Annotated in this window: 26 protein-coding genes; 10 read left to right on the plus strand and 16 right to left on the minus strand. The window is 57.1% G+C overall.

Features of this window, described 5'->3' with window-relative positions; genetic code table 11:
* Window positions 1-9: 9 nt before the first annotated feature.
* Entirely contained in the window at window positions 10-921 is a 912-nt protein-coding gene (gene glyQ, locus OK409_RS13985) for a glycine--tRNA ligase subunit alpha (RefSeq protein WP_010258942.1), read from the minus strand.
* 221 nt (window positions 922-1,142) lie between these two features.
* On the opposite strand from glyQ, the gene OK409_RS13990 reads away from it, so the two are divergent.
* Window positions 1,143-2,138, plus strand: coding sequence for an acyltransferase (locus OK409_RS13990; protein ID WP_010671618.1), 996 nt, complete (start codon window positions 1,143-1,145; stop codon window positions 2,136-2,138).
* On the opposite strand, the gene OK409_RS13995 is transcribed toward OK409_RS13990, so the two are convergent.
* Both OK409_RS13995 and yieH read right to left on the minus strand, forming a co-directional pair.
* Complete coding sequence (locus OK409_RS13995; RefSeq protein ID WP_264367166.1) at window positions 2,123-3,055, minus strand: GlxA family transcriptional regulator; 933 nt, start codon at window positions 3,053-3,055, stop codon at window positions 2,123-2,125. The genes OK409_RS13990 and OK409_RS13995 overlap by 16 nt on opposite strands.
* 10 nt (window positions 3,056-3,065) lie before the next feature.
* A complete protein-coding gene (yieH, locus tag OK409_RS14000; protein ID WP_010258939.1) occupies window positions 3,066-3,725 on the minus strand; it encodes a 6-phosphogluconate phosphatase in 660 nt (219 codons plus the stop codon).
* A 152-nt stretch (window positions 3,726-3,877) separates the two neighbouring features.
* On the opposite strand from yieH, the gene OK409_RS14005 reads away from it, so the two are divergent.
* Window positions 3,878-5,191 (plus strand): NCS2 family permease, encoded by a 1,314-nt coding sequence (locus OK409_RS14005; protein ID WP_010258938.1) that lies wholly within the window; start codon window positions 3,878-3,880, stop codon window positions 5,189-5,191.
* Between the two features lie 36 nt (window positions 5,192-5,227).
* On the opposite strand, the gene OK409_RS14010 is transcribed toward OK409_RS14005, so the two are convergent.
* The 7 genes from OK409_RS14010 to rpmH all read right to left on the minus strand — a co-directional run bounded on the left by OK409_RS14010 (window position 5,228) and on the right by rpmH (window position 10,853).
* Window positions 5,228-5,977, minus strand: coding sequence for a 4'-phosphopantetheinyl transferase family protein (locus OK409_RS14010; RefSeq protein WP_010258937.1), 750 nt, complete (start codon window positions 5,975-5,977; stop codon window positions 5,228-5,230).
* Window positions 5,978-6,155: 178 nt separating this feature from the next.
* Window positions 6,156-6,746 (minus strand): malonic semialdehyde reductase, encoded by a 591-nt coding sequence (locus OK409_RS14015; protein ID WP_031591047.1) that lies wholly within the window; start codon window positions 6,744-6,746, stop codon window positions 6,156-6,158.
* A gap of 265 nt (window positions 6,747-7,011) precedes the next feature.
* On the minus strand, window positions 7,012-8,376 hold the full coding sequence (mnmE, locus tag OK409_RS14020; RefSeq protein WP_264367167.1) for a tRNA uridine-5-carboxymethylaminomethyl(34) synthesis GTPase MnmE: 1,365 nt from the start codon (window positions 8,374-8,376) through the stop codon (window positions 7,012-7,014).
* Between the two features lie 92 nt (window positions 8,377-8,468).
* Window positions 8,469-10,115, minus strand: coding sequence for a membrane protein insertase YidC (gene yidC, locus OK409_RS14025; RefSeq protein WP_010258933.1), 1,647 nt, complete (start codon window positions 10,113-10,115; stop codon window positions 8,469-8,471).
* 2 nt (window positions 10,116-10,117) lie between these two features.
* A complete protein-coding gene (yidD, locus tag OK409_RS14030; RefSeq protein WP_008926397.1) occupies window positions 10,118-10,375 on the minus strand; it encodes a membrane protein insertion efficiency factor YidD in 258 nt (85 codons plus the stop codon).
* Window positions 10,339-10,698 (minus strand): ribonuclease P protein component, encoded by a 360-nt coding sequence (rnpA, locus tag OK409_RS14035; RefSeq protein ID WP_008926396.1) that lies wholly within the window; start codon window positions 10,696-10,698, stop codon window positions 10,339-10,341. Before rnpA ends, yidD begins: the two co-directional genes overlap by 37 nt.
* Before the next feature lie 14 nt (window positions 10,699-10,712).
* Window positions 10,713-10,853 (minus strand): 50S ribosomal protein L34, encoded by a 141-nt coding sequence (gene rpmH / locus OK409_RS14040; protein WP_003849659.1) that lies wholly within the window; start codon window positions 10,851-10,853, stop codon window positions 10,713-10,715.
* A gap of 597 nt (window positions 10,854-11,450) precedes the next feature.
* Between rpmH and dnaA the strand changes: the two genes are divergently transcribed.
* From dnaA to OK409_RS14075, 7 genes are all read left to right on the plus strand, one after another.
* Window positions 11,451-12,866, plus strand: a complete 1,416-nt coding sequence (gene dnaA, locus OK409_RS14045) for a chromosomal replication initiator protein DnaA (protein ID WP_010671615.1) — start codon at window positions 11,451-11,453, stop codon at window positions 12,864-12,866.
* A gap of 4 nt (window positions 12,867-12,870) precedes the next feature.
* Window positions 12,871-13,971, plus strand: a complete 1,101-nt coding sequence (gene dnaN / locus OK409_RS14050) for a DNA polymerase III subunit beta (protein WP_010258930.1) — start codon at window positions 12,871-12,873, stop codon at window positions 13,969-13,971.
* A gap of 251 nt (window positions 13,972-14,222) precedes the next feature.
* Window positions 14,223-15,308 carry a DNA replication/repair protein RecF gene (gene recF, locus OK409_RS14055; protein WP_010258927.1) on the plus strand — a complete coding sequence of 362 codons (1,086 nt, stop codon included), beginning with the start codon at window positions 14,223-14,225 and terminating at the stop codon, window positions 15,306-15,308.
* Window positions 15,309-15,326: 18 nt separating this feature from the next.
* The gene (gene gyrB / locus OK409_RS14060) at window positions 15,327-17,735 is read left to right on the plus strand and encodes a DNA topoisomerase (ATP-hydrolyzing) subunit B (RefSeq protein ID WP_010258926.1); all 2,409 of its coding nucleotides are present in this window, start codon (window positions 15,327-15,329) and stop codon (window positions 17,733-17,735) included.
* A gap of 192 nt (window positions 17,736-17,927) precedes the next feature.
* Complete coding sequence (locus tag OK409_RS14065; RefSeq protein ID WP_010258925.1) at window positions 17,928-18,407, plus strand: YhcH/YjgK/YiaL family protein; 480 nt, start codon at window positions 17,928-17,930, stop codon at window positions 18,405-18,407.
* A gap of 99 nt (window positions 18,408-18,506) precedes the next feature.
* The gene (yidA, locus tag OK409_RS14070) at window positions 18,507-19,316 is read left to right on the plus strand and encodes a sugar-phosphatase (RefSeq protein ID WP_010258924.1); all 810 of its coding nucleotides are present in this window, start codon (window positions 18,507-18,509) and stop codon (window positions 19,314-19,316) included.
* Between the two features lie 115 nt (window positions 19,317-19,431).
* Window positions 19,432-20,691, plus strand: a complete 1,260-nt coding sequence (locus OK409_RS14075) for a DUF3748 domain-containing protein (RefSeq protein ID WP_264367168.1) — start codon at window positions 19,432-19,434, stop codon at window positions 20,689-20,691.
* Here OK409_RS14075 and OK409_RS14080 read toward each other — a convergent pair.
* On the minus strand, window positions 20,666-21,034 hold the full coding sequence (locus tag OK409_RS14080) for a YceK/YidQ family lipoprotein (RefSeq protein WP_223564587.1): 369 nt from the start codon (window positions 21,032-21,034) through the stop codon (window positions 20,666-20,668). The two genes, OK409_RS14075 and OK409_RS14080, sit on opposite strands and share 26 nt — an antisense overlap.
* 290 nt (window positions 21,035-21,324) lie before the next feature.
* On the opposite strand from OK409_RS14080, the gene ibpA reads away from it, so the two are divergent.
* Entirely contained in the window at window positions 21,325-21,741 is a 417-nt protein-coding gene (ibpA, locus tag OK409_RS14085; protein WP_010258920.1) for a small heat shock chaperone IbpA, read from the plus strand.
* 81 nt (window positions 21,742-21,822) lie between these two features.
* Here the strand turns inward: ibpA and OK409_RS14090 are convergent, their stop codons facing one another.
* From OK409_RS14090 to OK409_RS14110, 5 genes are read right to left on the minus strand one after another with little or no spacing between them, the layout of a single operon-like run.
* Window positions 21,823-22,734 carry an EamA family transporter gene (locus OK409_RS14090; protein ID WP_033773205.1) on the minus strand — a complete coding sequence of 304 codons (912 nt, stop codon included), beginning with the start codon at window positions 22,732-22,734 and terminating at the stop codon, window positions 21,823-21,825.
* 21 nt (window positions 22,735-22,755) lie between these two features.
* Window positions 22,756-23,256: a YbaK/EbsC family protein gene (locus OK409_RS14095; RefSeq protein ID WP_010258916.1), complete on the minus strand. Its 501-nt coding sequence runs from the start codon at window positions 23,254-23,256 to the stop codon at window positions 22,756-22,758.
* Between the two features lie 29 nt (window positions 23,257-23,285).
* Window positions 23,286-24,086 carry a hypothetical protein gene (locus tag OK409_RS14100; protein ID WP_022624803.1) on the minus strand — a complete coding sequence of 267 codons (801 nt, stop codon included), beginning with the start codon at window positions 24,084-24,086 and terminating at the stop codon, window positions 23,286-23,288.
* Between the two features lie 5 nt (window positions 24,087-24,091).
* On the minus strand, window positions 24,092-24,799 hold the full coding sequence (locus tag OK409_RS14105) for a class II glutamine amidotransferase (protein ID WP_167430506.1): 708 nt from the start codon (window positions 24,797-24,799) through the stop codon (window positions 24,092-24,094).
* Entirely contained in the window at window positions 24,787-26,061 is a 1,275-nt protein-coding gene (locus OK409_RS14110) for an ATP-grasp domain-containing protein (protein WP_236352023.1), read from the minus strand. Before OK409_RS14110 ends, OK409_RS14105 begins: the two co-directional genes overlap by 13 nt.
* Between the last annotated feature and the right edge of the window lie 15 nt (window positions 26,062-26,076).

The following is a 26,076-nucleotide window of genomic DNA, read 5'->3' on the forward strand; positions in this document are numbered from 1 at the left end:
GGCTGCCTCTTACTTTTTGTTATTGCACATCGGGAAGCCCATTGCCTCGCGAGAGGCGTAGTAAGCTTCAGCCACGGCTTTGGTCAGGGTACGAATGCGCAGAATATAGCGCTGACGCTCTGTTACCGAGATCGCTTTGCGGGCATCCAGCAGGTTGAAGCTGTGTGCCGCTTTAAGAATGCGTTCGTAGGCGGGCAGTGGCAGCGGTTTTTCCAGCGCCAGCAGATGCTGCGCCTCTTTCTCATACTGCTCGAAGCAGGTAAAGAGGAAATCAACGTCGGCGTATTCGAAGTTATAGGTGGATTGCTCCACTTCGTTCTGATGGAACACGTCGCCGTAGGTGGTTTTGCCCAGCGGACCGTCGCTCCACACCAGATCGTAAACGCTGTCGACGCCCTGGATGTACATCGCCAGACGCTCCAGACCGTAGGTGATCTCGCCGGTCACCGGCTTACACTCCATGCCGCCAACCTGCTGGAAGTAGGTGAACTGCGTCACTTCCATGCCGTTGAGCCACACTTCCCAGCCGAGTCCCCAGGCACCCAGCGTCGGGTTTTCCCAGTTATCTTCCACGAAGCGAATGTCATGCACCGTCGGGTCCATACCCAGCTCTTTCAGCGAGCCAAGATAGAGCTCCTGAATGTTGTCCGGTGAGGGTTTGATGATCACCTGGAACTGGTAGTAGTGTTGCAGACGGTTCGGGTTTTCACCGTAGCGGCCATCGGTAGGACGGCGTGATGGCTGCACGTAAGCGGCGGCGATCGGCTCCGGGCCGAGTGCGCGCAGGCAGGTCATCGGGTGTGAAGTGCCAGCGCCCACTTCCATGTCCAGCGGTTGGACAATGGTGCAGCCCTGACGCGCCCAGTAATCCTGCAAGGTCAGGATCAGCCCCTGAAAGGTTTTGGTATCAAACTTTTGCATGTTGAGTGTGCACGCGCTTCGGTTAGATTAAAAAAAGAGGCCGACAGTATACCCTTTGACCGCGCGATGTGCAGCCGTAAATCCCAGGCGCTACCGGCGCGTTTTCGCGGTGATTCAGGGCGCTGGCATACAGATGGCTCCGAATCCTGCTGGCAGCAGTTGTTGCTCTGGTCGCATTTGGCTACCCTTTTGCGCACGGACGCGATGCGCAAGAGGATGCCATGCCGCAGAAGATTTACTGGATCGATAATTTACGCGCGGTTGCCTGTCTGATGGTGATCGTGATTCATACCACCACCTGGTATATCACCGGGCCGATGGCGGTGACTGGCATCACCTGGGATGCGGCTAATCTGCTGAACTCAGCATCACGCGTCTGTGTTCCGCTGTTCTTTATGATCTCCGGCTATCTGTTTTTCGGCGAACGCAGCGCCCAGCCGCGCCATATGCTCCGGCTGGTGCTCTGTCTGCTGTTCTACAGCGCGGTATCGCTGGCCTATATCACCTGGCTGACCCCCATCAGCGAAGGGCGATCAATCCTGAAGATGCTGCAGAAGCCGGTGTTTTATCACCTGTGGTTCTTCTTTGCGCTGATCGGCATCTATCTGCTGTCACCCCTGATCCAGGTAAAAACCGTGCAGGCGCGCTACGTGGCGCTGCTGGTGCTGGTGCTGGCGGTGCTCGCCAACCCCAATACGGTCAGCCAGTCGCTGGGGCCGTTTCACTTTCTGCCGGTTAATCTCTATGTCAGCGGTGACAGTATCTACTACCTGCTCTATGCGCTGCTGGGACGGGCTATCGGCACGATGGAAACGACCCGGCGCGGCCTGACGCCGCTGGCTGCCGGGCTGTTTATCGCCTGTGTGATTGGCATTACGTTAGGGACGAAACAGGCGCTGATCGTCAACGGGGCGTTTAATGACACCTGGTATCTCTACTGCGGACCGCTGGTGTTTATCGCCGCGATCAGCCTGCTCATCGTGTTTAAAAACAGCCTGAACCAGCGCACGCTGCCGGGTTTAACGGTGATTGCACGCTATTCACTGCCGATCTACGGCTTTCATGCGCTGTTCATTCACTACCTGCGAACGCATCATTACGATGATATGTCGCGTCCGTGGCTCGACCTGCCCTGGGTGTTCGGGCTGACACTGGGCGGCAGCCTGTTGCTGGGGATGGCGCTGAAACGCGTCGATACCCGTCACTTTGTCAGCTGATCGGCTTCGCGCTGGCGGGCGCGCCGTAGCTGGCGCGCCGATGAAAACCCCGCTGCCAGCGCCGCTTTTTCGGCAGATTCACCCTGCTGCTGACGCTGGCGTGCCACGCCAACCCGCAGCTGCTCATGGTATTCACGCACGCTAATCCCCAGATGCTGGCGAAACAGCCGCGCCAGATGGCGGCTGCTGACATGCGTGCGTCCAGCCAGCTCGGTCAGGGTCCAGCCGTGCTCAGGATGGGCAATCATCAGATCCTGCGCCCGATGAATGGCCGGATGCATGTGGTTGCGGTAACGCAGCCACGGCGAAAGTTGCGGATCGTCACCGGCCCGGCGGAACCAGACCACCATCTCCCGCGCTACCGCCAGCGCGGTTTGCGTATCACAGAGCTGATTAATCAGATGCAGCGCCAGATCGATTCCCGCCGTGATGCCTGCGCTGGTCCAGATATTCTCATGCCCGACAAACACCCGGTTCTCCTGCACCCGTGCGCGCGGGGCCGCGGCTTTCAGACGGGCAATCACATCATGATGAGTGGTGCAGACCACGTCATCCAGCATGCCTGCCTGCGCCGCCAGCAGCGCACCCGAGCAGACGCAGACCAGCATAAAGGTCTGCGCGCGCAGCGCGCCGTGCTGGCGCATCAGCCAGTCGCGTGCCTCTCCGGCCTGCGGCGTGGCGTAACAGACCTGCGAGTCATAGACGCCTGGCACCACCAGCAGACTCCCGGCGGGCAACTGTTCAGGTAACGGTTCGATGCCGCCAATGGTCATGCCGGTGGAGCAGACCACCTCCGGCTGCGGGCCGATGTAGCGCAGCGTAAAGTGTTCGCCCGCCAGCTTCAGCGTCTCGGCCGGGCCGGTGAGATCCAGCGCCATCACGCCGGGCAGGGTTAAAAACCAGACGGTGTGTGTCATGCTGGCCGCACTACACCAGATCCCAGCCACGGGCGCGCCACAGCGCAGGCAGTTGCGCCATATCGTCGAAGCGCGTCACCAGCGGGTGATCCAGTTCAGGGTTGTGTGGGTCAGCGCAGTAGTAGTAGACCGGAATGCCAGCGGCGATACCGGCGCGGGCGCCCGCTTCGGAGTCATCCACCAGAATGCAGCGCTCAATCGGCACCTGCATCTGTTCCGCAGCGTGGTACATCAGTTCCGGATCGGGCTTCCAGTGCAGAATGTCATAGCCGCTGTAGAGGTGCTCCGCAAATAGCGGCAGCATGCCGGTTAAGCCCAGCGAGTGCTGCATCTTTTTTACCGTCCCGTTTGAAACCACGCACATCGGTACCTTGATCTGCTCAACCAGCGCTTTCGCGCCCGGGATGGGCTGCAGTTGCTGATCAAACAGCCGCGCGACCTCTGCGCGATAAGCAGTCTCCACCTCTTCCATCGGCAGCGTCACCTGATGCGCGTCGCCGACGTCACGAATAATATCGTAGAGTTTGACGCCCTTATACTTTTCAAACATCTGCTGCAGCGACAGTTCCAGGCCGTAACGGGCAAAGGTGTTGACGTAGGCCTGGGTACAGAGCAACTCACTGTCCACCAGCGTGCCATCGCAATCAAAAAAGACGCATTCTACTGACATCAGACTCTATCCTTCGATTCAGGGGTGTGCTCCACACTCTACCGCACTCAGCGCAGATTGCGAGACTGGCAATCGGTTGCGAAAAATCATTGTATTGCCCCGGTAAAATCGCCAGGATACGCGCCGATGATTTTTTCTTCTGGATGGATGGCATGAGCAAGCAAGGCGTTTTGCAGCGCATCTTCAGGCTGCAGGAACATGGCACCACGGTGCGCACCGAAGTGATCGCGGGTATCACCACCTTTCTGACGATGGTCTACATCGTCTTCGTCAATCCGCAGATCCTCGGCGTCGCCGGCATGGATACCCAGGCGGTGTTTGTGACCACCTGTCTGATTGCCGCTTTTGGCAGCATTCTGATGGGACTGTTTGCCAATCTGCCGGTGGCGCTGGCGCCCGCAATGGGGCTGAACGCCTTTTTCGCCTTTGTGGTGGTCGGGGCGATGGGCTATTCGTGGCAGGTGGGTATGGGCGCGATCTTCTGGGGTGCGGTCGGCCTGCTGATCCTGACGCTGCTGCGGGTTCGCTACTGGATGATTGCCAATATCCCGCTGAGCCTGCGCGTCGGCATTACCGCCGGTATCGGCCTGTTTATCGCCATGATGGGGCTGAAGAATGCCGGTATTATCGTGCCGAATCCCGATACCCTGGTGGCCGTGGGGAACCTGACCTCGCACAGCGTACTGCTGGGCGCGCTGGGCTTCTTTATCATCGCTATTCTGGCATCACGCAATATCCACGCGGCAGTGCTGATCTCGATGGTGGTTACCACCGCTATCGGCTGGATGCTGGGCGACGTGAAGTTTGTCGGCCTGTTTTCTGCGCCGCCTTCCATTACTTCTGTGGTTGGCCAGGTGGATATCAAAGGCGCCTTCAACATCGGCATGGCAGGCGTAATCTTCTCCTTTATGCTGGTCAATCTGTTCGACTCCTCCGGCACGCTGATCGGCGTCACCGACAAAGCGGGACTGACCGATGAAACCGGCACTTTCCCGCGCATGCAGCAGGCGCTCTATGTCGACAGCATCAGTTCAGTGAGTGGCGCGCTGGCAGGCACCTCATCCGTGACCGCCTATATCGAAAGCACCTCGGGCGTGGCGATTGGTGGCCGTACCGGCCTGATGGCCGTGGTCACCGGCCTGCTGTTCCTGCTGGTGACCTTCCTGTCACCGCTGGCCGCGATGGTGCCATCCTACGCCGCTGCGGGCGCGCTGATTTACGTTGGGGTGTTAATGACCGCCAGCCTGTCGCGCGTACGCTGGGATGATCTGACCGAAGCCGTTCCGGCGTTTGTGACCGCCGCCATGATGCCCTTCAGCTTTTCCATCACCGAAGGTATTGCGCTGGGATTCATCGCTTACTGCGTCATGAAGCTGGGTACTGGCCGCTGGCGTGAAATCAGCCCCTGCGTAGTGATTGTTGCTCTGCTGTTTGTGCTGAAGATTGTCTTTGTAGACGCGCACTAAGCGCATTCAGGGCCGCAACCGCCGGGTTGCGGCTTTTTACATTTCAGGATGCAGGCTGCGCTCGCTGGGCAGGCTGGTCAGCCGCAGAGCATGAGGCCCGATGTTGGGCTTACCCATCTCTATTTCGCGTAATGCGTGCCACTGAAAGGCGTTATCCATCTCCCACAGATGCAGACGCTGAGTCGCAGACGACAGCGCACACGACCAGACCAGCATGGGCTCCGCATCACACACCACCTGAATATCGGGATAGAGTGAAGATCGCAGCCGACCCGCACCGGGCAACAGGCGCAGCGAATCCAGTCCCCGATCGCCCTCTCCCGTCAGCTTGAGAATGCTCTGGCGTAATGTCCAGATCTGCGTCACCGCCTCCATGGCATCCTGCTGGGCATTGATCCAGGCGATCTCGCCCGAGGTTAATCCCTGAATCAGCTGCTCCTGAGTCTGACGGCTTCTGGCATGCACAATCTCCATATCCAGACCGGCACGTCCACCCTCTTCGGCCAGCAGCACACCCACCGTATTACCCGCATAGGCGATGCTGAAATCGGGCAGATCGCTGTCAGCAAAAACGGGGCGTCCGTTGCTCTGGATAAGCAGGCGCGGCAGTTCACCAATGCCATAAACCCGTAGCATCAGTTGTGCCAGCAGGGTACGGGCGGCAAGAAATCGCCCACGGCGTTTGTCAGCAAACTGCTGTGCCGTGTCGGTGATAGCCTGGGGAATGCGTAAATCATTAGCCGGGAAGCCGGGATCGCCCGTCCAGCGTACAAAATGACCAGCCATCTGTCGCTCCGTGAAAATGGTCAGATAATCATCAGAAGCATTGTAGGAATTTTCTTACCTTAATGCACCTGGCAACGCACAGATTGGGGTAAATTCGGAATAGGATGAGCAGAGTGAGCTGAGTTGCGGGGATCGACCAGAGATAAGCGTCGCGCTTCGAATCGCGACGCGGGCAGCATCAGGCGAAACGACTCGCCTGCTCAAAGCTCAGTCGCGGCAGGCGCGGATGCAGTTTTGATGCATCACCGTAGCCGAGGTTAATCAGCAGGTTAACCTGATACTGACCGTCGGGGAAAAAGGCGTCATTGATTTTGGCCGGATCAAACCCGGACATCGGACCGGCATCCAGACCCAGCGAACGCGCCGCCAGAATCAGGTAGCCCGCCTGCAGGCTGCTGTTACGGAAAGCGGTCTCTTTTGCCGCTTCCGGGCTGCCGGTAAACCAGCTGCGCGCATCAGCATGCGGGAACAGGGCGGGCAGCTGCTCATAGAACTCGCGGTCCCAGGCCACAATCACCGTGACCGGCGCGCTCATGGTTTTTTCCAGATTGCCGGAAGAGAGTGCCGGTTTCAGCTTCTCTTTGCCTTCCGCCGAGGTCACGAAAACAAATCGCGCAGGCGAGCAGTTCGCCGAGGTCGGGCCCAGTGCCGTTAAAGCGTAGAGCTGCTCCAGCAGGGCGTTATCGACGGGCTTAGCCTGCCAGTAACTGTGGGTGCGGGCGTCATTAAACAGCGTGTCCAGTGCGGCAGTGTCGAGCGGTGTACTCATGCAACTCTCCTGTTTCAGGCGAAAAAGTTCGCCCAATGGTGTTCACGTAGTGGGTTTGCGTCCGGCCCGACGCGGCGGGATAAGGCGGGGATTATTCACCGCAATCCGTCGCCGCTCGTCAGATCGGCGCTTCAACCGTTATACGGCAATGCCGTGCCGCCGCAAAATAACATATCAGCAAGAATCAACGCAGAGGCGGGAATAACAGGGAGGCAGCGTGGCAGGAAATCTGGCCTGACAGCAGGACGCTATCAGGCCAGCACGGTTATTTACCGATACAGAAGCTGGAGAAGATGCGACCCAGCAAATCGTCAGAAGTGAACTCGCCGGTGATCTCGCTTAACGCCTGCTGGGCAAGACGCAACTCTTCCGCCAGTAACTCACCGGCCCAGGCACCGAGCAGCTGCGCTTTACCCTGCTGTAAGTGCGTTGCCGCCAGCTCCAGCGCCTGCAGATGACGGCGACGCGCCAGGAAGCCGCCTTCCATATTGCCGGCGAAGCCCATGCTCTGCTTCAGGTGGTCGCGCAGCTCGTCCACGCCCGCGCTGGTGCGTGCCGACAGGCGAATCAGTGAGTGACCATTTACTTCTGTCAGACCGAGAGACTCCCCGGTAACATCCGCCTTGTTGCGGACCACGGTAATCGGCAGTTCGGGCGGCAGACGGGAGACGAAATCGGGCCAGATAACCGCCGCTTCGGTGGCGTCGGTCGTCGTGCCGTCCACCATAAACAGCACGCGGTCAGCCTGTTCGATCTCCTGCCAGGCGCGCTCAATCCCGATGCGCTCCACTTCGTCGCTGGCTTCACGCAGACCGGCGGTGTCGATGATATGCAGCGGCATGCCATCAATATGAATATGCTCACGCAGTACGTCACGGGTGGTGCCTGCGATGTCCGTGACGATGGCGGCGTCACGGCCCGCCAGCGCATTCAGCAGGCTCGATTTGCCCGCATTAGGCCGGCCCGCAATCACCACTTTCATCCCTTCACGCAGCAGGCTGCCCTGACGCGCTTCGGCACGAACGGCATCCAGGTCGCCGATCACCGTATTCAGCTGCGCTTCGATTCTGCCGTCAGAGAGGAAATCGATCTCCTCATCCGGGAAGTCGATAGCGGCTTCGACATAGATCCGCAGGTGAGTGAGTGCTTCCACAAGATGATTGATACGGGTGGAGAAGACGCCCTGCAGGGAGTTCACTGCCGAACGCGCCGCCTGCTCAGAGCTGGCATCAATCAGGTCAGCAATCGCTTCGGCCTGCGCCAGATCGAGCTTGTCATTCAGAAACGCACGCTCTGAAAACTCACCCGGCTGAGCGATACGCACGCCAGGCAGCGCCACGATGCGCTTCAGCAGCAGGTCCAGGATCACCGGGCCGCCGTGGCCCTGCAGCTCCAGCACATCTTCACCGGTAAAGGAGTTAGGACCGGGAAACCACAGCGCAATGCCCTGATCCAGCACGCGGCCATCGCTATCGGTGAACGGCAGATAATCGGCGTAACGCGGCTTAGGCAGTTTGCCCAGCAGCTGGCGGGCGACCTCTGCCGCCTGCGCGCCAGAGACGCGCAGAATGCCTACGCCGCCGCGTCCGGGTGGCGTCGCCTGGGCAACAATGGTATCGCTGTGGCTCATAAATTTTCTCTCGCTACAAAAAACACAGGCGGTCGCTTTGACCGCCTGAGAATAGACTATTTTAGGGCGGGATTACTCCCGCTCTGGATCGCTTACGCTTTCTTCTTGTCGCGGCTATGCAGACCACGTTTTTCCAGGCCGCGATAAATCAGCTGCTGCTGGAGAATGGTGACCAGGTTGCTGACGATGTAGTACAGCACCAGACCTGACGGGAACCACAGGAAGAACACCGTGAAAATCACCGGCATGTACGTCATGATCTTCTGCTGCATTGGATCGGTCACGGTGGTCGGTGACATCTTCTGAATGAAGAACATGGTGATGCCCATCAGAATCGGCAGGATGTAGTACGGGTCCTGCGCTGACAGGTCATGGATCCACAGAATAAATGGCGCATGACGCAGTTCAACCGAGCCTGACAGCATGTAGTAGAGCGCCAGGAAGATTGGCATCTGAATCACCAGCGGCAGACAGCCACCCAGCGGATTCACTTTCTCTGCTTTATACAGCGCCATCATTTCCTGGCTCTGCTTCTGCTTGTCATCACCCAGACGCTCACGCATCGCCTGAATTTTCGGCTGCAGCATGCGCATCTTCGCCATCGAGGTGTACTGCGCTTTGGTCAGCGGGTACATGATGCCGCGCACGATGAAGGTGATCACGATAATGGAGAAGCCCCAGTTACCGATGAAGCTGTGAATAAATTTCAGCAGTTTGAACAGCGGCTGAGAGATAAACCACAACCAGCCGTAATCCACGGTCAGATCAAGGTGCGGCGCAATCGCTGCCATCTTGTCCTGAATTTCCGGGCCGACCCACAGCGTTGCACCCAGATTCTGCTGTGCGCCCGCGGCAATGGTGACCGGTGCAGATTTATAGCCAATCGCCGCCACGCCATTACCCAGGTTGCTGGTGTAAAGGGTGTTGGTGCCTTCGGTACGCGGAACCCATGCCGTTGCAAAGTACTGCTGCAGCATCGCAACCCAGCCATTGCTGGTGGTGGCGTTCAGGTTCTCGTTATCCGCGATGGTGTCGAATTTATACTTCTCATATTTCGACTCGCTGGTGGAGTAGGCCGCGCCACGGAAGGTGTGCAGAGCAAAGTTGTTGCTGCCGGTATCACGATGCTTAGGCAGATCGATGGTCTGCTTCAGCTGGCCAAACAGCGACACTTCCAGCGGCTGCTGGGTGGTGTTGTTGACATGATAATCGACATTAACGGCATATTCGCCACGCTTGAAGATGAAGGTTTTGGTGTAAACCACGCCATTTTCAGCGGTGTAGGTCATCGGCACACGCAGTTCGGACTGGCCATCAGCCATCTCGAAGTGATCCTGCGCAGCGTTGAACAGCGGACGCGCGCCGTTGTTCGGGTTATCCGGGCCATTACGACCGGTCAAACCACTCTGTGCCTGATAAAGGAACGCTGGCGTTGTTTCAAGCAGCTGGAACGGCTGGTTAGAACCCAGTTTGTCCGGGAAAGTCAGCAGCTGTGCTTGTTCAACATCACCGCCTCGGGTGTTGATATTCAATGACAGGACATCAGTCTTAACGGTGATCGTCTGGCCCTGACCGCTGGCCGGTACACCCTGACTGGCGGTATCACCCGCTACGCTGTTTGTGCCTTGTGTGGTCTGCGTCTGCTGTGGCTGCGGAGCGTGGTCCGTCTGCCAGGCTTGCCAGATCATAAAGGTCACGAACAGAAAAGCGATGAGAAAGAGATTGCGTTGCGAATCCATCGTTAATGTTCTCTGGTATCAAAGGTTTTTGGCGGCACAGGATCGTCACCACCCGGGTTCAAGGGGTGGCATTTTAATACGCGTTTTAATGTCAACCAACTGCCTTTTATCAGGCCGAACCTGCGTAATGCCTCAATTCCGTAATGAGAGCAGGTCGGGTGAAACCGACAGTGTGGTCCCAGTAATGGACTGATGCCGCGTTGATAGACGCGTATCAGGACGATCAGGAGCCGCGCGCCAGGCGACAGTGACGACGCCATAATTTCTCCAACGCTTCCGCCAGCATACGGTTATCCAGATCGGCAACCCCCTTCTTCGCGACCACCACGAAGTCCATCGACGGCAGTTCATGTTGACGCAGACGAAAGCTTTCGCGGGTCAATCGCTTGATCCGGTTGCGTTCATGAGCGCGTTTCACATGTTTTTTAGCGACGGTGAGACCGATGCGGGGATGCCCCAGCGCGTTAAGGCGGCCGAGAATAGTAATTTGCGGCGTGCCAGCCCGTTGTGGCTGCTGGAAGACGAAAGTGAAATGAGTGGGAGTTAACAAACGTAACTCCCTGGGAAATGCGAGCTTACCCATCAGGGCTTGCTTTATTACTTAGAAACGGTCAGACGAGAACGGCCTTTAGCACGACGACGTGCCAGAACCTGACGACCATTTTTTGTTGCCATACGAGCACGGAAACCGTGTGAACGGTTGCGCTTCAGTACGGACGGTTGAAAAGTGCGTTTCATGGCGGTTTCTACCTAAACTTGAAAATTTTCACTGGGTGACGCGTTTCGGGCCAGAAAATCGACCTACGCCTCAATGTGTCTTTAATAAAGAGGCGGGATTGTAATAATTGTACAGTCCCGAGTCAATTTACTTCGCGTGTCATAGTGCCTGAAAACCCGCATACAGCCCGCAGAGTCCCGACTTTGCGCCTGATGGCTCAATGTCGGGTGGAGAATTATACGGGCTCCGCACTAAAGCGCAAGGATCGCACGGGATCTTATTGCGATCGGCTTGCCGGATCCTGGGGATAAAATGAGATGTCGCCCGAAATTTTAATGGATTGCGCCAGATCCCTGCTGGTTTTTCCCGCAACTGGCGTAAACTTCTTTGCGCGCCTCTGGCCTGTGGATAAAAAGGATCAAAACTGTGTAGAAAGGGAAGATCTCTGCCTCGCTTTGCGCTATGATCCGCCCTTCCGCTGACGATCCTCCGGTGATTGCAGGACGGAAAACCGCTGATAGCGGTCGCAGGCGCTTTCTTAGCGTCTGTGTCAAAAATGAACGTTTCTTAGAGTAACGCCTACTATTCTTTTCGAATTTGTACGAGTGGAGTCCGCCGTGTCACTTACGCTTTGGCAACAGTGTCTTGCCCGTTTGCAGGATGAGCTTCCTGCCACCGAATTCAGCATGTGGATCCGTCCACTGCAGGCTGAGTTAAACGACAATACGCTTGCCTTGTATGCTCCAAATCGCTTCGTACTCGACTGGGTTCGGGACAAATACCTTAATAGTATCAATGCACTGCTGAATGAATTCTGCGGTCCAAACGTGCCCACGCTGCGTTTTGAAGTGGGAACGCGCCCGGTTCAGCAGCAGGCGGCAGCGGTCAGCCAGCCTGTAATGGCCAGCGTCAGCGCGCCCGTGATGCCCGTACAGAGCCATATTCGTCCGGCCCCGACGCAGATCATGCGTCCCAGCTGGGATAATGTCCCGGCTCCGGCCGACGTCACCTATCGCTCAAATGTGAACAACCGTCATAACTTCGATAACTTCGTCGAGGGTAAATCTAACCAGCTGGCGCGCGCGGCGGCACGTCAGGTGGCGGATAATCCAGGCGGCGCTTACAACCCGCTGTTTCTGTATGGCGGCACCGGTCTCGGTAAAACGCACCTGTTGCATGCGGTGGGCAACGGCATCATTGCCCGAAAACCCAATGCAAAAGTGGTTTATATGCACTCCGAGCGCTTCGTGCAGGACATGGTTAAAGCACTACAGAACAATGCGATTGAAGAGTTCAAACGCTACTACCGTTCGGTAGATGCGCTGCTGATCGATGACATTCAGTTCTTTGCTAATAAAGAGCGATCGCAGGAAGAGTTCTTCCACACCTTTAATGCCTTATTAGAGGGCAACCAGCAGATCATCCTCACCTCGGATCGCTATCCAAAAGAGATCAACGGGGTGGAAGATCGTCTTAAATCACGTTTCGGCTGGGGTTTAACGGTGGCGATCGAGCCGCCTGAGCTGGAAACGCGTGTGGCGATCCTGATGAAAAAAGCGGATGAGAACGACATCCGTCTGCCTGGTGAAGTCGCCTTCTTTATTGCCAAGCGGTTACGCTCTAACGTGCGTGAGCTGGAAGGCGCGCTGAATCGCGTGATCGCCAATGCCAACTTTACTGGCCGGGCGATTACCATCGACTTCGTGCGCGAAGCGCTGCGCGATCTGCTGGCGCTGCAGGAAAAGCTGGTCACCATCGATAATATTCAGAAGACCGTGGCTGAGTACTACAAAATTAAGGTGGCGGATCTGCTTTCCAAGCGCCGTTCGCGCTCGGTGGCACGTCCACGCCAGATGGCGATGGCGATGGCGAAAGAGTTAACCAACCATAGCTTGCCAGAAATTGGCGATGCTTTTGGGGGGCGCGACCATACAACGGTGCTTCATGCCTGCCGCAAGATTGAGCAGCTGCGTGAAGAGAGCCACGATATCAAAGAAGATTTCTCTAATCTCATCAGAACATTATCTTCCTGACGCTATGAAATTTATTGTTGAACGTGAGCAGTTGCTGAAGCCGCTGCAACAAGTAAGTGGCCCCCTGGGTGGTCGTCCGACGCTGCCGATCCTCGGAAACCTGCTGCTGCAGGTAACTGAAGGTTCGCTGTTGCTGACCGGTACCGATCTGGAAATGGAGATGGTCGCACGCGTGGCGCTGACTCAGGCACATGAGCCTGGATCCACCACCGTTCCGGCGCGTAAATTCCTCGATATCTGTCGCGGATTGCCGGATGGCGCAGAAATTACTCTGGCACTGGAAGGCGATCGCATGCTGGTGCGCTCTGGCCGCAGCCGTTTTTCGCTGTCGACCCTGCCCGCCAGTGACTTCCCCAATCTTGACGACTGGCAGAGTGAGGTTGAATTCACCCTGCCACAGGCAACGCTGAAACGGCTGATTGAAGCCACCCAGTTTTCGATGGCGCATCAGGATGTGCGTTACTACCTCAACGGCATGATGTTTGAAACCGAAGGGGAAGAGCTGCGCACCGTGGCCACTGACGGTCACCGTCTGGCTGTCTGCTCCATGCCGATTGGTCAGGCGCTGCCGAGTCATTCGGTGATTGTGCCGCGCAAAGGCGTGATTGAACTGCTGCGTCTGCTGGATGGCGGCGATACTCCGCTGCAGGTTCAGATTGGCGGCAGCAATATCCGTGCGCATGTCGGCGACTACATCTTTACCTCTAAGCTGGTTGATGGTCGTTTCCCCGATTATCGTCGCGTATTGCCGAAGAATCCGGACAAAGCGCTGGAAGCGGGCTGCGATCTGCTCAAACAGGCCTTTGCCCGCGCCGCTATCCTCTCTAACGAGAAGTTCCGCGGTGTTCGGCTCTATATCACCGAAAATCAGCTGAAGATCACCGCCAATAACCCTGAACAGGAAGAAGCGGAAGAGATGCTGGATGTCAGCTACAACGGCACGGAACTGGAGATTGGCTTCAACGTCAGTTACGTGCTGGATGTGCTGAACGCGCTGAAGTGCGAAAACGTCCGTCTGCTGCTGACCGATTCGGTGTCGAGCGTGCAGATTGAGGATGTGGCGAGTCCGGCAGCGGCCTATGTCGTCATGCCCATGCGCTTGTAGAATATATCGGCCTGGCTTACTTGCCATTCTGATTCCGGGCAGTGCTCGCCCCTGGTCACATACTTCAGTATGCTCCCAGGGCCTGCGCGCTGGCCGGAACCAGACTGGCGGCGACGCCGACGGCCTGGTGACTGAGGTATCGGGCAAACCTGCTTCGCCGTCGACGCCCTGGATTGTTAAAGGTAAGACCTGAATTTTTATAAGGCAAAACCATTTCATCCCGATCATTGCCCTTCACGCTGGACTGATTCATGGCTTTAACCCGCCTTCTTATCAAAGATTTTCGTAATATTGAGCAGGCTGACCTGCAGCTGGCACCCGGCTTTAATTTCCTGGTTGGTGCCAACGGCAGTGGTAAAACCAGCGTTTTAGAAGCGATTCATACTCTGGGGCATGGCCGTTCGTTTCGCAGCCTGCAGGCGGGACGCGTGATTCGTCACGATGAGGCGGCGTTTGTGCTGCATGGGCGTCTGGAAAACAAAGAGCGGGAAATTTCAGTCGGGCTGACCAAAAACCGTGCCGGTGACAGCAAAGTGCGCATTGATGGCAGCGATGGTCATAAGGTCGCGGAGCTGGCGCAGCTGTTGCCGATGCAGTTAATCACCCCTGAAGGCTTTAGTTTGCTGAATGGCGGCCCCAAATATCGCAGAGCCTATGTCGACTGGGGCTGCTTTCATAACACCCCCGGCTTTTTTAACGCCTGGAACAACATGCGCCGCCTGCTTAAACAGCGGAACGCGGCGCTGCGCCAGGTCTCACGCTACAGCCAGATTCGTCCCTGGGATCAGGAGCTGGTTCCGCTGGCTGAACAGATCAGCCAGTGGCGGGCGGAATACAGTGCGGCGATTTCAGCGGAGATCACCGCCACCTGTGGCCAGTTTCTGCCGGAATTTGAGCTGCGCTTCTCATTCCAGCGTGGCTGGGACAAAGAGAGCGACTACGCCGAACTGCTGGAACGTAACTTTGAGCGCGATCGCGCACTGACCTATACCGCCAGCGGCCCCCATAAAGCGGATTTTCGTATTCGGGCTGAAGGGACGCCGGTAGAAGATTTACTCTCACGCGGGCAGTTAAAACTGCTGATGTGTGCATTGCGTCTGGCACAGGGCGAGTTCCTGACAAGCCAGAGCGGACGCCGCTGTATTTACCTCATTGATGACTTTGCTTCTGAGCTGGATGAGAGCCGCCGACGCCTGTTGGCGGAACGGTTAAAAGCCACTCAGGCTCAGGTATTTGTCAGCGCAATTTCTGCCGGACATGTAATCGACATGACCGACGAAAAGGGCAAGATGTTCCGCGTGGAACAGGGTAAAATAGCGGTTCAACCTGAAGATTAAAATGAGCGAGAAACGTTGATGTCGAATTCTTATGACTCCTCAAGTATTAAAGTCCTGAAAGGACTTGATGCGGTACGCAAACGCCCGGGCATGTATATCGGCGATACCGATGACGGTACCGGTCTGCATCACATGGTATTCGAGGTCGTGGATAACGCAATCGACGAAGCGCTCGCTGGTCACTGTAGTGACATTGTGGTCACCATCCATGCTGATAACTCCGTATCGGTGCAGGATGATGGGCGCGGCATTCCTACCGGTATTCACGAAGAAGAGGGCATCTCTGCCGCTGAAGTGATCATGACCGTGCTGCATGCTGGCGGTAAGTTCGATGATAACTCCTATAAAGTCTCCGGCGGCCTGCACGGCGTGGGCGTCTCCGTGGTTAACGCCCTGTCGCAGAAGCTGGAGCTGACCATTCGTCGCGAAGGCAAAGTGCATCAGCAGATTTACGTCCATGGCGTACCGCAGGCACCACTGGCGGTGACGGGTGAGACCGACATTACAGGGACCCGTGTGCGTTTCTGGCCGAGCCACGAAACCTTTACCAACGTGCGCGATTTTGAGTATGACATCCTGGCGAAACGCCTGCGTGAACTCTCATTCCTGAACTCCGGCGTGTCGATTCGTCTGGATGATAAGCGTGATGGCAAAAGCGATCACTTCCACTATGAAGGCGGCATCCGGGCGTTTGTTGAGTACCTCAACAAAAACAAAACCCCGATTCACCCTACCGTGTTCTATTTCTCTACCGAGAAAGATGGCATTGGTGTGGAAGTGGCGCTGCAGTGGAACGACGGCTTCCAGGAAAATATCTACTGCTTTACCAACAACATCCCACAGCGCGACGGCGGTACACACCTCGCCGGTTTCCGTTCAGCGATGACCCGTACCCTGAATGCCTATATGGAAAAAGAGGGTTACAGCAAGAAGGCCAAAGTCAGCGCCACCGGTGATGATGCCCGTGAAGGTCTGATCGCTGTGGTTTCGGTGAAAGTGCCGGATCCTAAATTCTCCTCGCAGACCAAAGATAAACTGGTCTCCTCCGAGGTGAAAACAGCGGTTGAGCAGCAGATGAATGAACTGCTGGCTGAATACCTGCTGGAAAACCCATCAGACGCCAAAATTGTAGTCGGCAAAATCATCGACGCCGCCCGTGCCCGTGAAGCGGCACGCCGCGCCCGTGAAATGACCCGCCGTAAAGGCGCGCTGGACCTGGCGGGTCTGCCAGGCAAACTGGCGGATTGCCAGGAGCGCGACCCGGCGCTGTCTGAAATCTACCTGGTGGAGGGTGACTCCGCAGGCGGCTCGGCCAAACAGGGCCGTAACCGTAAAAACCAGGCGATTCTGCCGCTGAAAGGTAAGATTCTTAACGTTGAGAAAGCGCGTTTCGACAAAATGCTCGCCTCCCAGGAAGTGGCCACGCTGATCACCGCGCTGGGCTGCGGTATTGGTCGCGACGAGTACAACCCGGACAAGCTGCGCTATCACAGCATCATCATCATGACCGATGCCGACGTCGATGGTTCGCACATCCGTACCCTGCTGCTGACCTTCTTCTATCGTCAGATGCCTGAAATCATTGAGCGCGGCCACGTTTATATCGCCCAGCCGCCACTCTACAAAGTGAAGAAAGGCAAGCAGGAGCAGTACATCAAAGATGATGAAGCGATGGATCAATACCAGATCGCTATCGCGCTTGATGGCGCGACGCTGCACACCAATGCCAGCGCGCCGGCGCTGGGCGGTGAGCCGCTGGAGACGCTGGTCACTGACTTCAACAGCACCCAGAAGATGATCAAGCGTATGGAGCGCCGTTATCCGATGGCCATGCTGCGTGCGATGATTTATCACGACACGCTGAGCGACCTGACCAGCGAAGCAGAGGTTACAACCTGGCTGAATGGTCTGGTGAGCTATCTGACTGAACGCGAAGCGCACGGCAGCACCTATCTGGCACAGGTGCGTGAAAACCGCGAATCAAACCTGTTCGAGCCGGTACTGCGCGTCCGTACCCACGGTGTAGATACTGACTATCCGCTGGATGCTGATTTCATTCAGGGTCCTGAGTATCGCAAAATCTGCGCCCTGGGCAGCAAACTGCGTGGTCTGCTGGAAGAGGATGCTTACATCGAGCGTGGCGAGCGTCGTCAGCCAGTGGCAAGCTTCGAACAGGCGATTGAGTGGCTGATTAAAGAGTCGCGTCGCGGCCTCTCGGTCCAGCGCTACAAAGGTCTGGGCGAGATGAACCCGGAGCAGCTGTGGGAAACCACCATGGATCCAGACAGCCGTCGCATGCTGCGCGTCACCATTAAAGATGCGATTGGCGCTGATCAGCTGTTCACTACCCTGATGGGCGATGCGGTCGAACCGCGCCGCGCCTTCATCGAAGAAAATGCGCTGAAAGCCGCCAATATCGATATTTAACCGGCATCAGAGATGAAAGGCCATCACCCAGGTGATGGCCTTTTTTTTGTGCCGTCCGGGCGGAAAACCCGCCAGGGCGTGCCTTCCTGCCCGCATGCTGCGATCCCGATCACGTTTTAACCCGGTCAGCTCCCTTACTCTTGCCCCTCTTTGCGCATTTACCGCGCACTATTCCACACAGGGAGTAACACCATGATTGTTTGCGATCGTCACGACTGGGACAGAGAACGTCACGCCTTTCATCCGGTAGTCGATCAGGCGATAAGCTGGATTGCCAGCACAGATTTCAGCCAGCTGGAAACCGGCAAATATGAGATCCTGCCCGACAACAAAATGTTCTGTCTGGTGCAGGAGATGATGACCGAACCGGCCAGCGCACGCAAAGCGGAGTCCCACTTCAACTACATCGATATTCAGTATCTGCTGGCAGGCACCGAAAATATTGGCGTGGCCCGTGCCCATCCCGACCAGCACATCACCGAAGATTTTGCCCAGCAGCGAGACGTCGTTTTTTATCAGAAGATATTGAATGAGTCTGTGATTACGCTGATGCCCGGCATGTTCGCGCTCTTTTTCCCGCACGATATCCATCGTCCCTGCTGCGCCCCTGGCGAACCCGCAACAATCCGAAAAGCCGTGATTAAAATCCACCGCGATCTCTTTACCGCCTGAAGCTGGCGGTCAGCTGGCCGTTCTCGCCTGCCATGAAACTGGTCAATGTGCGCTGAATCGCGCTAGCATTGAACAAAACCCAGACGCTACGAGGACTCTATGGCTATTAAATTGATCGCTATCGACATGGATGGCACCCTGCTCAACCCGCAACATGAGATCACACCGGCGGTGAAATCCGCCCTGGATCGCGCCCGTCAGCAAGGGGTGTCGATTGTTCTGACCACCGGCCGGCCGTTTGTGGGTATCCAGCGCTATCTCATGGAACTGGATATGCAGACGCCCGGCCAGTACGCGATCAGCAACAACGGTGCGCTGGTTCATCAGGCCGAAGATGGTGAGTGCGTGGCGGAAGTGACGCTGACCTTTGACGACTACCTCTACATCGAGAACCTGGCGCGTGAGCTTGGCGTACATTTCCAGGCATTCGACAAAACCCATCTCTATACCCCTAACAAAGACATCAGCGAATACACCATCCATGAAGCGAGCCTGACCGGCATTCCGGTGCGCTACCGCGCGGTGGAGGAGATGGATCGTGCCATGCGCTTCCCGAAACTGATGATGATCGACCGGCCCGCTCTGCTCGACGCAGCGATTGCCCGCCTGCCCGGGCATGCTCAGCAGACTTACACCATCCTGAAGAGCGCGCCTTATTACCTGGAAATCCTCGATCGTCGGGTGAATAAAGGCCAGGGCGTCAAAATGCTGGCTGAGAAGCTCGGCCTGAAGCAGGAAGAAGTGATGGCGATTGGCGATCAGGAGAATGACCTGGCGATGATTGAATACGCAGGAACGGGTGTCGCAATGGGGAATGCCATTGACTCTGTTAAGAAAATTGCTCAGTTCATCACCAAAACCAATATGGAAGATGGCGTCGCGCATGCCATCGAAGAGTTAGTGCTGTAACGGCCTGTTCTCTGCCGGGCCGCTTCGGCCCGGATCCCCTAACCCGGCAAAAATGCTGCACCGCAAAACAGAATCGCGTAATTTGTCGGGCAACTCTTTCTCCGTGGGTTTCATCATGTCAGAAAAACAGATCACCTTTGCTGCCCGTCAGCATCAGCTCACCAATATTAATGTCTGGACTGCCGACAGCCAGTGGCTGGCGTTTGACGTTCGTCCATCGGGCGCGTCGTTTACCAGTCAGACCATTGAGCGGGTCAATGTGATGACCGGTGAGGTGGAGGTGCTCTATCAGGCCCGGCATGGTGCTCACGTCGGCGTCGTCACGGTCAGTCCCGATCTGCCACCGCGCTACGTCTGCATTCATGGCCCGGAACATCCCGATGCCAACTGGCAGTATGACTTCCACCACCGGCGCGGGGTGATCGTTCAGAACTGTGCAGCGGTGAATCTGGATGCCTGCGATATCACGCCGCCGTTTACCCCTGGCGCGCTGCGTGGCGGCTCGCATGTACATGTCTTCAGTCCCGATGGTTCTCGCCTGAGCTTTACCTACAATGACCACGTGATGCACGAACTGGATAGCCGGCTCGATCTGCGCAACGTCGGCATCGCGGTGCCCCTTTGCGCGGTAACGCCCGAAAAGCAGCATCCGCGCGAATATGACGGCACCTTTTTTTGCCTGCTGGTAAGCCAGACGCATGCGGAACCGCTGCCAGGCAGTGACCAGATTAATCGTGCCTGTGAGGAGTGCTGGGTCGGTGAGCGTGGCTACCAGAAGCCGGACGGCAGCTGGCAGCGCTGGGCGATCGCCTTTATTGGCGACACGCTGACGGCGCAGGGCGAAAAACGGCCTGAAGTTTTTATTGTTGATCTGCCTGATGCGCTGGAGGATTACGCTCGCGCCGGAGAGATGCCGATGGAGGGCAGCAGCCAGCAGTTACCTGCGCCACCGGCTGGCGTGCAGCAGCGTCGCCTGACGCACAGCCGTGGCGTGGCTCTGCAACCACGCCACTGGCTGCGCGCCGCACCGGATGGCAGCCAGATAGCGTTTCTGATGGCGGATGCCGCAGAGGTGATCCAGCTCTGGACGGTCTCCCCCAACGGCGGCGAACCGCGTCAGATCACCCGACTCAGCCACAGCATTCAGTCCGCCTTTAGCTGGCATCCTGACGGCCAGGCGATCGCTTTTGTCTGCGATAACAGCGTGATGCGATGTGACGTTGAGAGCGGCGCGTGTCAGCGTCTGACCCGCAGAACGGAAGAGGCGCCATCAGGTGACGCGGTGGTCTGGTCACCTGATGGTACACAGATTGCTTATATGCGTGAGGTGAATGGCTGGCGGCAACTCTTTACGGTTGCGGCAGTGACCGCATAGGAGGCATAGGCTGCGCCTGCGCCAGGCTTTCCTGCGTATGCGCCAGCCTTTCGCTCTGCAGGATGCGTTCACGTGGAGAGTCGAGAGATTTATCTTTGTCGCTGCGGTAGTAGTCCCACGGCAGCAGCAGCGTATCCAGCACGGCAGAGAAAGGAAGATCGATTAACGCCAGCGGCTTCAGCGCCCAGCTGGTATCACCATCGGACAGCATATCAGCGCTGGCACGGGTGCCTGGATAGTAGCCCTGACTCGCACCTGTGTGAGACATCACGCTGGAACAGCCGGTTGTTGCCATTGCGCAGCACACCACTCCAGCCAGAGGTAAGGTCTTCATCAATTTCATCATCATCATCCCTTCAGTCATGGCATAAGCCTGGCTGAGTTTGCTTGCCAGACAACGTCAACACTCTGGGGCGAAGTCCGTCTGGGTCTGGCAAAAGTAGTCCTGAGTGTATGCCATTTCCACAATTTGGCGAAAAAAATTGCATTTCACCCTCTTGAAAATGGTCTTGTGGCACCCATTTTTAGTTTACGGACGCACTCACCGTTGCCGCAAGGGACAGTGGGGTGCCGTATCCAGCCTGTCCAGTAGTGGAAGGTTGCCAAAACTTGCTGAAATTCAGGAGTCTTAATATGCGTAATTTTGATCTCACCCCACTTTATCGCTCTGCTATCGGTTTTGATCGCCTGTTTAACCTGCTCGAATCTAATCAGAATCAGAGCAATGGCGGCTATCCTCCCTATAACGTTGAACTGGTCGATGAAAATCACTACCGCATTACTATTGCGGTGGCCGGTTTTGCTCAGAGCGAACTGGATATCACGGCGCACGATAACGTGCTGATCGTGCGGGGTGCCCATCCTGAAGAGCAGACCGAGCGTAAATACCTGTATCAGGGTATCGCCGAGCGTAACTTCGAGCGTAAATTCCAGCTCGCCGACCACATTGTGGTGCGCGATGCCCGTCTCGAGAATGGTCTGCTGAGCATCGATCTTGAACGTCTGGTGCCGGAAGAGGCGAAACCACGCCGTATTGAGATTCTGAAGTAATATTGAGGTTCTGAAACAGTCATTAAAAACGCCGCGTTAGCGGCGTTTTTTTTGCCCTTATATCTGAAGGCAGATTTACCCTTACGGCTGCGTTCGCATCGCTAAGCGCTGACCCAGCACGCCACCAAACACGTTGACCAGCAGCCCCAGTATAATCACCACCGCACCCAGCATCTGCTGCCCGGAGAGATGCTCATCCAGCACCAGCGCGGCGGTAATAATCCCCACCACCGGCACCAGCAGCGACAGCGGCGCGACGCGCCAGGTTTCGTAGCGACTCAGCAGATTCCCCCAGATGGCGTAACCCACAATGGTGGCGACAAATGCCAGATAGAACAGCGCCAGCACGGTCTGCAGGCCGATATGCAGCAGGCTGTAAACGATGGCGGCCTGACCATCAAACAGCAGCGAACAGGCAAAGAAAGGAACGATCGGCACCAGCGCACTCCAGACCACCAGTGACATGATCGGCACGCTGCGGTTCCGCATAATAATCTTATTGGTGATATTACCCAGCCCCCATGAGAGCGCCGCCGACAGCGTCAGCATCATGGTGGTCAGCGTAATACCGGCGCTGGTCTGCCCTTCCATGCCTGCCGTTGCCAGCAAAAACATCCCCAGCGTAGCGATGATAATCCCGACGATATGATTCCAGCGCAGCTTCTCCGCCAGCAACAACGCGCCCAGCAACAGGGTAAAGAATGCCTGCGCCTGCAGCACCAGCGAGGCCAGACCGGCAGGCATGCCGAGCTTGATCGCCAGGAACAGAAAGGCGAACTGACCAAAACTGATGGTCATGCCATAAACCACCAGCCAGCGCAGCGGAATCGGCGGGCGACGGACAAAGAAAATGGCGGGAAAGGCGACCAGGGTAAAACGCAGCCCGGCGAGCAAAAAAGGCGGCATACCCTGCAGCCCCAGCTTGATCACCACAAAATTGACGCCCCACGCCACCACCACGCACAGCGCTAACAGCATATCTTTTACCGACATCAGAAACTCCTTGTCCTGCCGTCAGGCGGTGACCGCAATGGGGGTCGCGATATCGGCACAGCAGCCTTCACCCACGATGCGAAAATAATCATCTACAGCCAGCGCGATCGACTTATCCAGTTCGCCCGCGTTAAACCATAACGTTCCGACCTGTTGCAGCCGGGTATCCACCCGCAGCGCCAGCCGGTCATCAAAACTAAACGGCGGTACCGCGCCCATCACACAGCCCGTCAGCGCCTGCGCCAGCTCCGGAGCGGCGAAAGAGGATTTTTTGCCGCCGATGGCGCGCGCCGCACTTTTGAAATTGATCCGGCAGTCGCCCGGCACTATCGCCAGCAGCTGACGCGATGGCGCACCGTCCGGCATGCTGACCTCCAGCACCATCGCTTTGGCCGCCTGACCCAGCAGGTTACCGCGTATCTGGCTGATCTGTTCGGTCTGCCCTATCGCCTCATGTTCCACCACGCGATAGCTGGCCTGCTGCTGATCCAGCAGCGCAGTGATTTTTTCAAACGTCGTCATTCCCTTCTCCTGTTCTGGCACGACCCGGCTTAACTCCAGGCGATAGCGTGCTTCATTTTTTTATCGGTCAGCCCGAAAAAGAAACCCATGGTGATACGGGTATCGCCTTCGACCCGATCGATCTCATGATAAAACGCAGGATTAAACAGATAGATATCGCCACTGCGTGGTGAAAATTCGCAGATCTCGCTGTTTTCGATCACCCCACTGCGATAACCCAGCTCCCCGACGGTTTTGAACTGCTCATCCTCCGGCGACCACTTTTTGTTGTAGATACGCAGTGCTCCGCCCGCGTTGCACTCCTGCAGGCAGACTACGCAGCTGAGCTGATGCAGGATTTGCGTCACCACCAGCGAGGTCTCTGCGGCGTCGCGCACGATATTGTCGTTATGCAGCGGGTTCGCGACGCCATTGGCATGAAAGCGCACGATAGAACCGGCATAGTCTCCACAACCCGGTTCGTGGGCGATGCGTAAACTTTCCAGCCGCAGCGCATGCTGAACCCAGCGGTAAATCTGTTCGCGCAGCGTATTCAGCGAGGGCGGCAACGCCGGCTGGATATCGCGCAGCTCGGTAAAGTAGTTATCGGGAGCCGCAGTATGACGCGCCAGATAGGGGCCGAGCGTGGTCAGCGCGCCATTGGGATAGTGGGAGACACGGATCTTTTCCCGGCAGCTCTGCAGGTCAGTCACCACCGCTTCCCGCACCTCTGGCGTCAGGAAATTACGCAGCACCAGCAGCGGCACCCGTGCGGTAACGATGTCATCCAGCCAGGTCGATTCCACAAACATGTTGGGATTAATCACGCGGAACTGATTGAAAATTGCCATGTTTATCACTCCCTAAACGGTATTTCATAGAGTTCATGATTGTTCATTCGCCGCCAGTTGCCAGCGCTGCCTGGTATTGCCACGGGTTCAGAGGCGATCAGCGTGCAACCATCCTGTTGCTGAAAATGCATCGTAAAATAGTCGGGCCAGGGCGTGTCGTGCGGATACCACTGCCACGCCCAGGCTTTGTCACGGGTGACGAAAATGGCATTCCCTGCGCTGCCGCCCGGCTCTACCTGCGCCATCTTTGCGCGCAGATAGTCGCGGGTGAAATCGGCAGGCGTGGTCTGATCTACCAGATAACGCAGATACTCTTCTGAATCGAAGCGCGATTCGGCCAGACCGAGCTGACGGTAAATCGTCGGCAGAAAGCCGTTATGCATCATGTACCACTGATGTCCGGCGCTGTTGCGCCACAGCGGATGAGAAAACGCCAGTCCCTGATTTTTACTCAGCGTGGCGTGCCGCACATGCACCGCCAGAAACCGGCTGCGCAGGCGATCCACATCGATACCCGGCAGCGCTTCTGCGAACTCGCCGGTGCCGTGCAGGGTACGAATCTCGCCCTCTTCGAGCCACAGACAGCCCCAGCCGTTAGGGTGTGATTTGATCGGGCCATCGTGTTCGGCGCTTTCACCGCAGCTCATGGCGCGCGCCGCCTCCAGAATTTCTGCGCTGTCGAACCGGCCATGCGCCAGAATCATCCTGCACATACTTTATCTCTCCTGGCCGCCACCGGCTGCGCGGCAATCACCTGCTGGAAAGTGGTCATAATCGGCTCACGCGCTGTGGCCGTCAGGCTGAAAGTGGCCAGAATGCCCGCGTGACGCGTCAGGTCGGCATAGAGCGATGAGCGTGACGAAACCTGTAACGCAGGCAATCTGAGTGGCGGTAACAACGCGCCCTGCTGATGCTGATCGATCCAGCGTTCGGCAGCCTGCAGCTGCGCCGGTTGCCGCAACCGCAGCTGGCCGACCGCACCGGGTGTGGTTAAGGCAAACGCGGGCAATGCGCCACCCGCCTCCAGCCGGAAGGTGACTTCCGCCCAGTTGATGCCGGTCGCCTCCTGCACCAGCGTCGCCACACCCATGCCGGAGAGCCGGAACCCCATCTCCAGGAAATGCGGCACGCCGTTGACCACAATAAAATCGATATGAAATGCACCCTGACGGTAGCCAAAGGTTTCGCAACAGAAGGTCATCAGGCTGCTGAACGAGACCGGCAGGGCCGCTGCCGCCATCGCCACATGCCCCGACTCATAAAAGCTGACGCACCCCTCAGCATCCCGGTGCTGCTCAATCACCTTCTGGCAGCAGGTCAGCGCCTGGGGATGTCCCTGATGCACCACGCCCTGCAATGAAAACTCATCGCCGATCAGCGCGCTTTCCACAATAAAGCCGCTGAAGCCGCGTCCGCCGTAGTTCATGGTCTGCACCAGCTGTTTCACTACGCTATGCAGCTGATCGGCATGCTCAATCAGCCAGATACCCAGGCCGCCGCCGCCATCCACCGGTTTTACGACGCAGGGATAGATCAGCGCCTGTCCGGCATCCAGAATGCTGAGCGGCGAGGCGAAAAAGCGGAACTCCGGCTGCGGGAAGCGCGGCCAGGCTTTTTTCAGCGCCATACGCTGCGCATATTTATCCAGCGGAATAAAGGCAGCGGGCGCATCCGGCCCGGCCAGCATCTCGCGCAGTCGTCCGGCGCTGGCGTTGTAGGCTTCAAAGCCCGCCAGCACCACCAGCGGATGCGCCAGTAAACCGGCGTGCAGATAGGCCTGCATCACCTCCCAGGGATTCTCGGGGCGATCGAGGCGAATGATCAGATCAAACGGCAGAGCCAGGCTTAACGACTGGTAATCGACGAAATCACCCATTTCAGCCAGCACGGTAAAATAGCCGTCGCGCTTCGCCACCGCGCAGTAAGGATTTTGCCCGTCGCGGGTGGCGCCAATTTGCAGAAAAATCTTTTTCATCGCCTCGCCTTACCG

It is taken from the genome of Pantoea sp. RG18, assembly GCF_025910075.1.
GTDB lineage: Bacteria > Pseudomonadota > Gammaproteobacteria > Enterobacterales > Enterobacteriaceae > Pantoea > Pantoea agglomerans.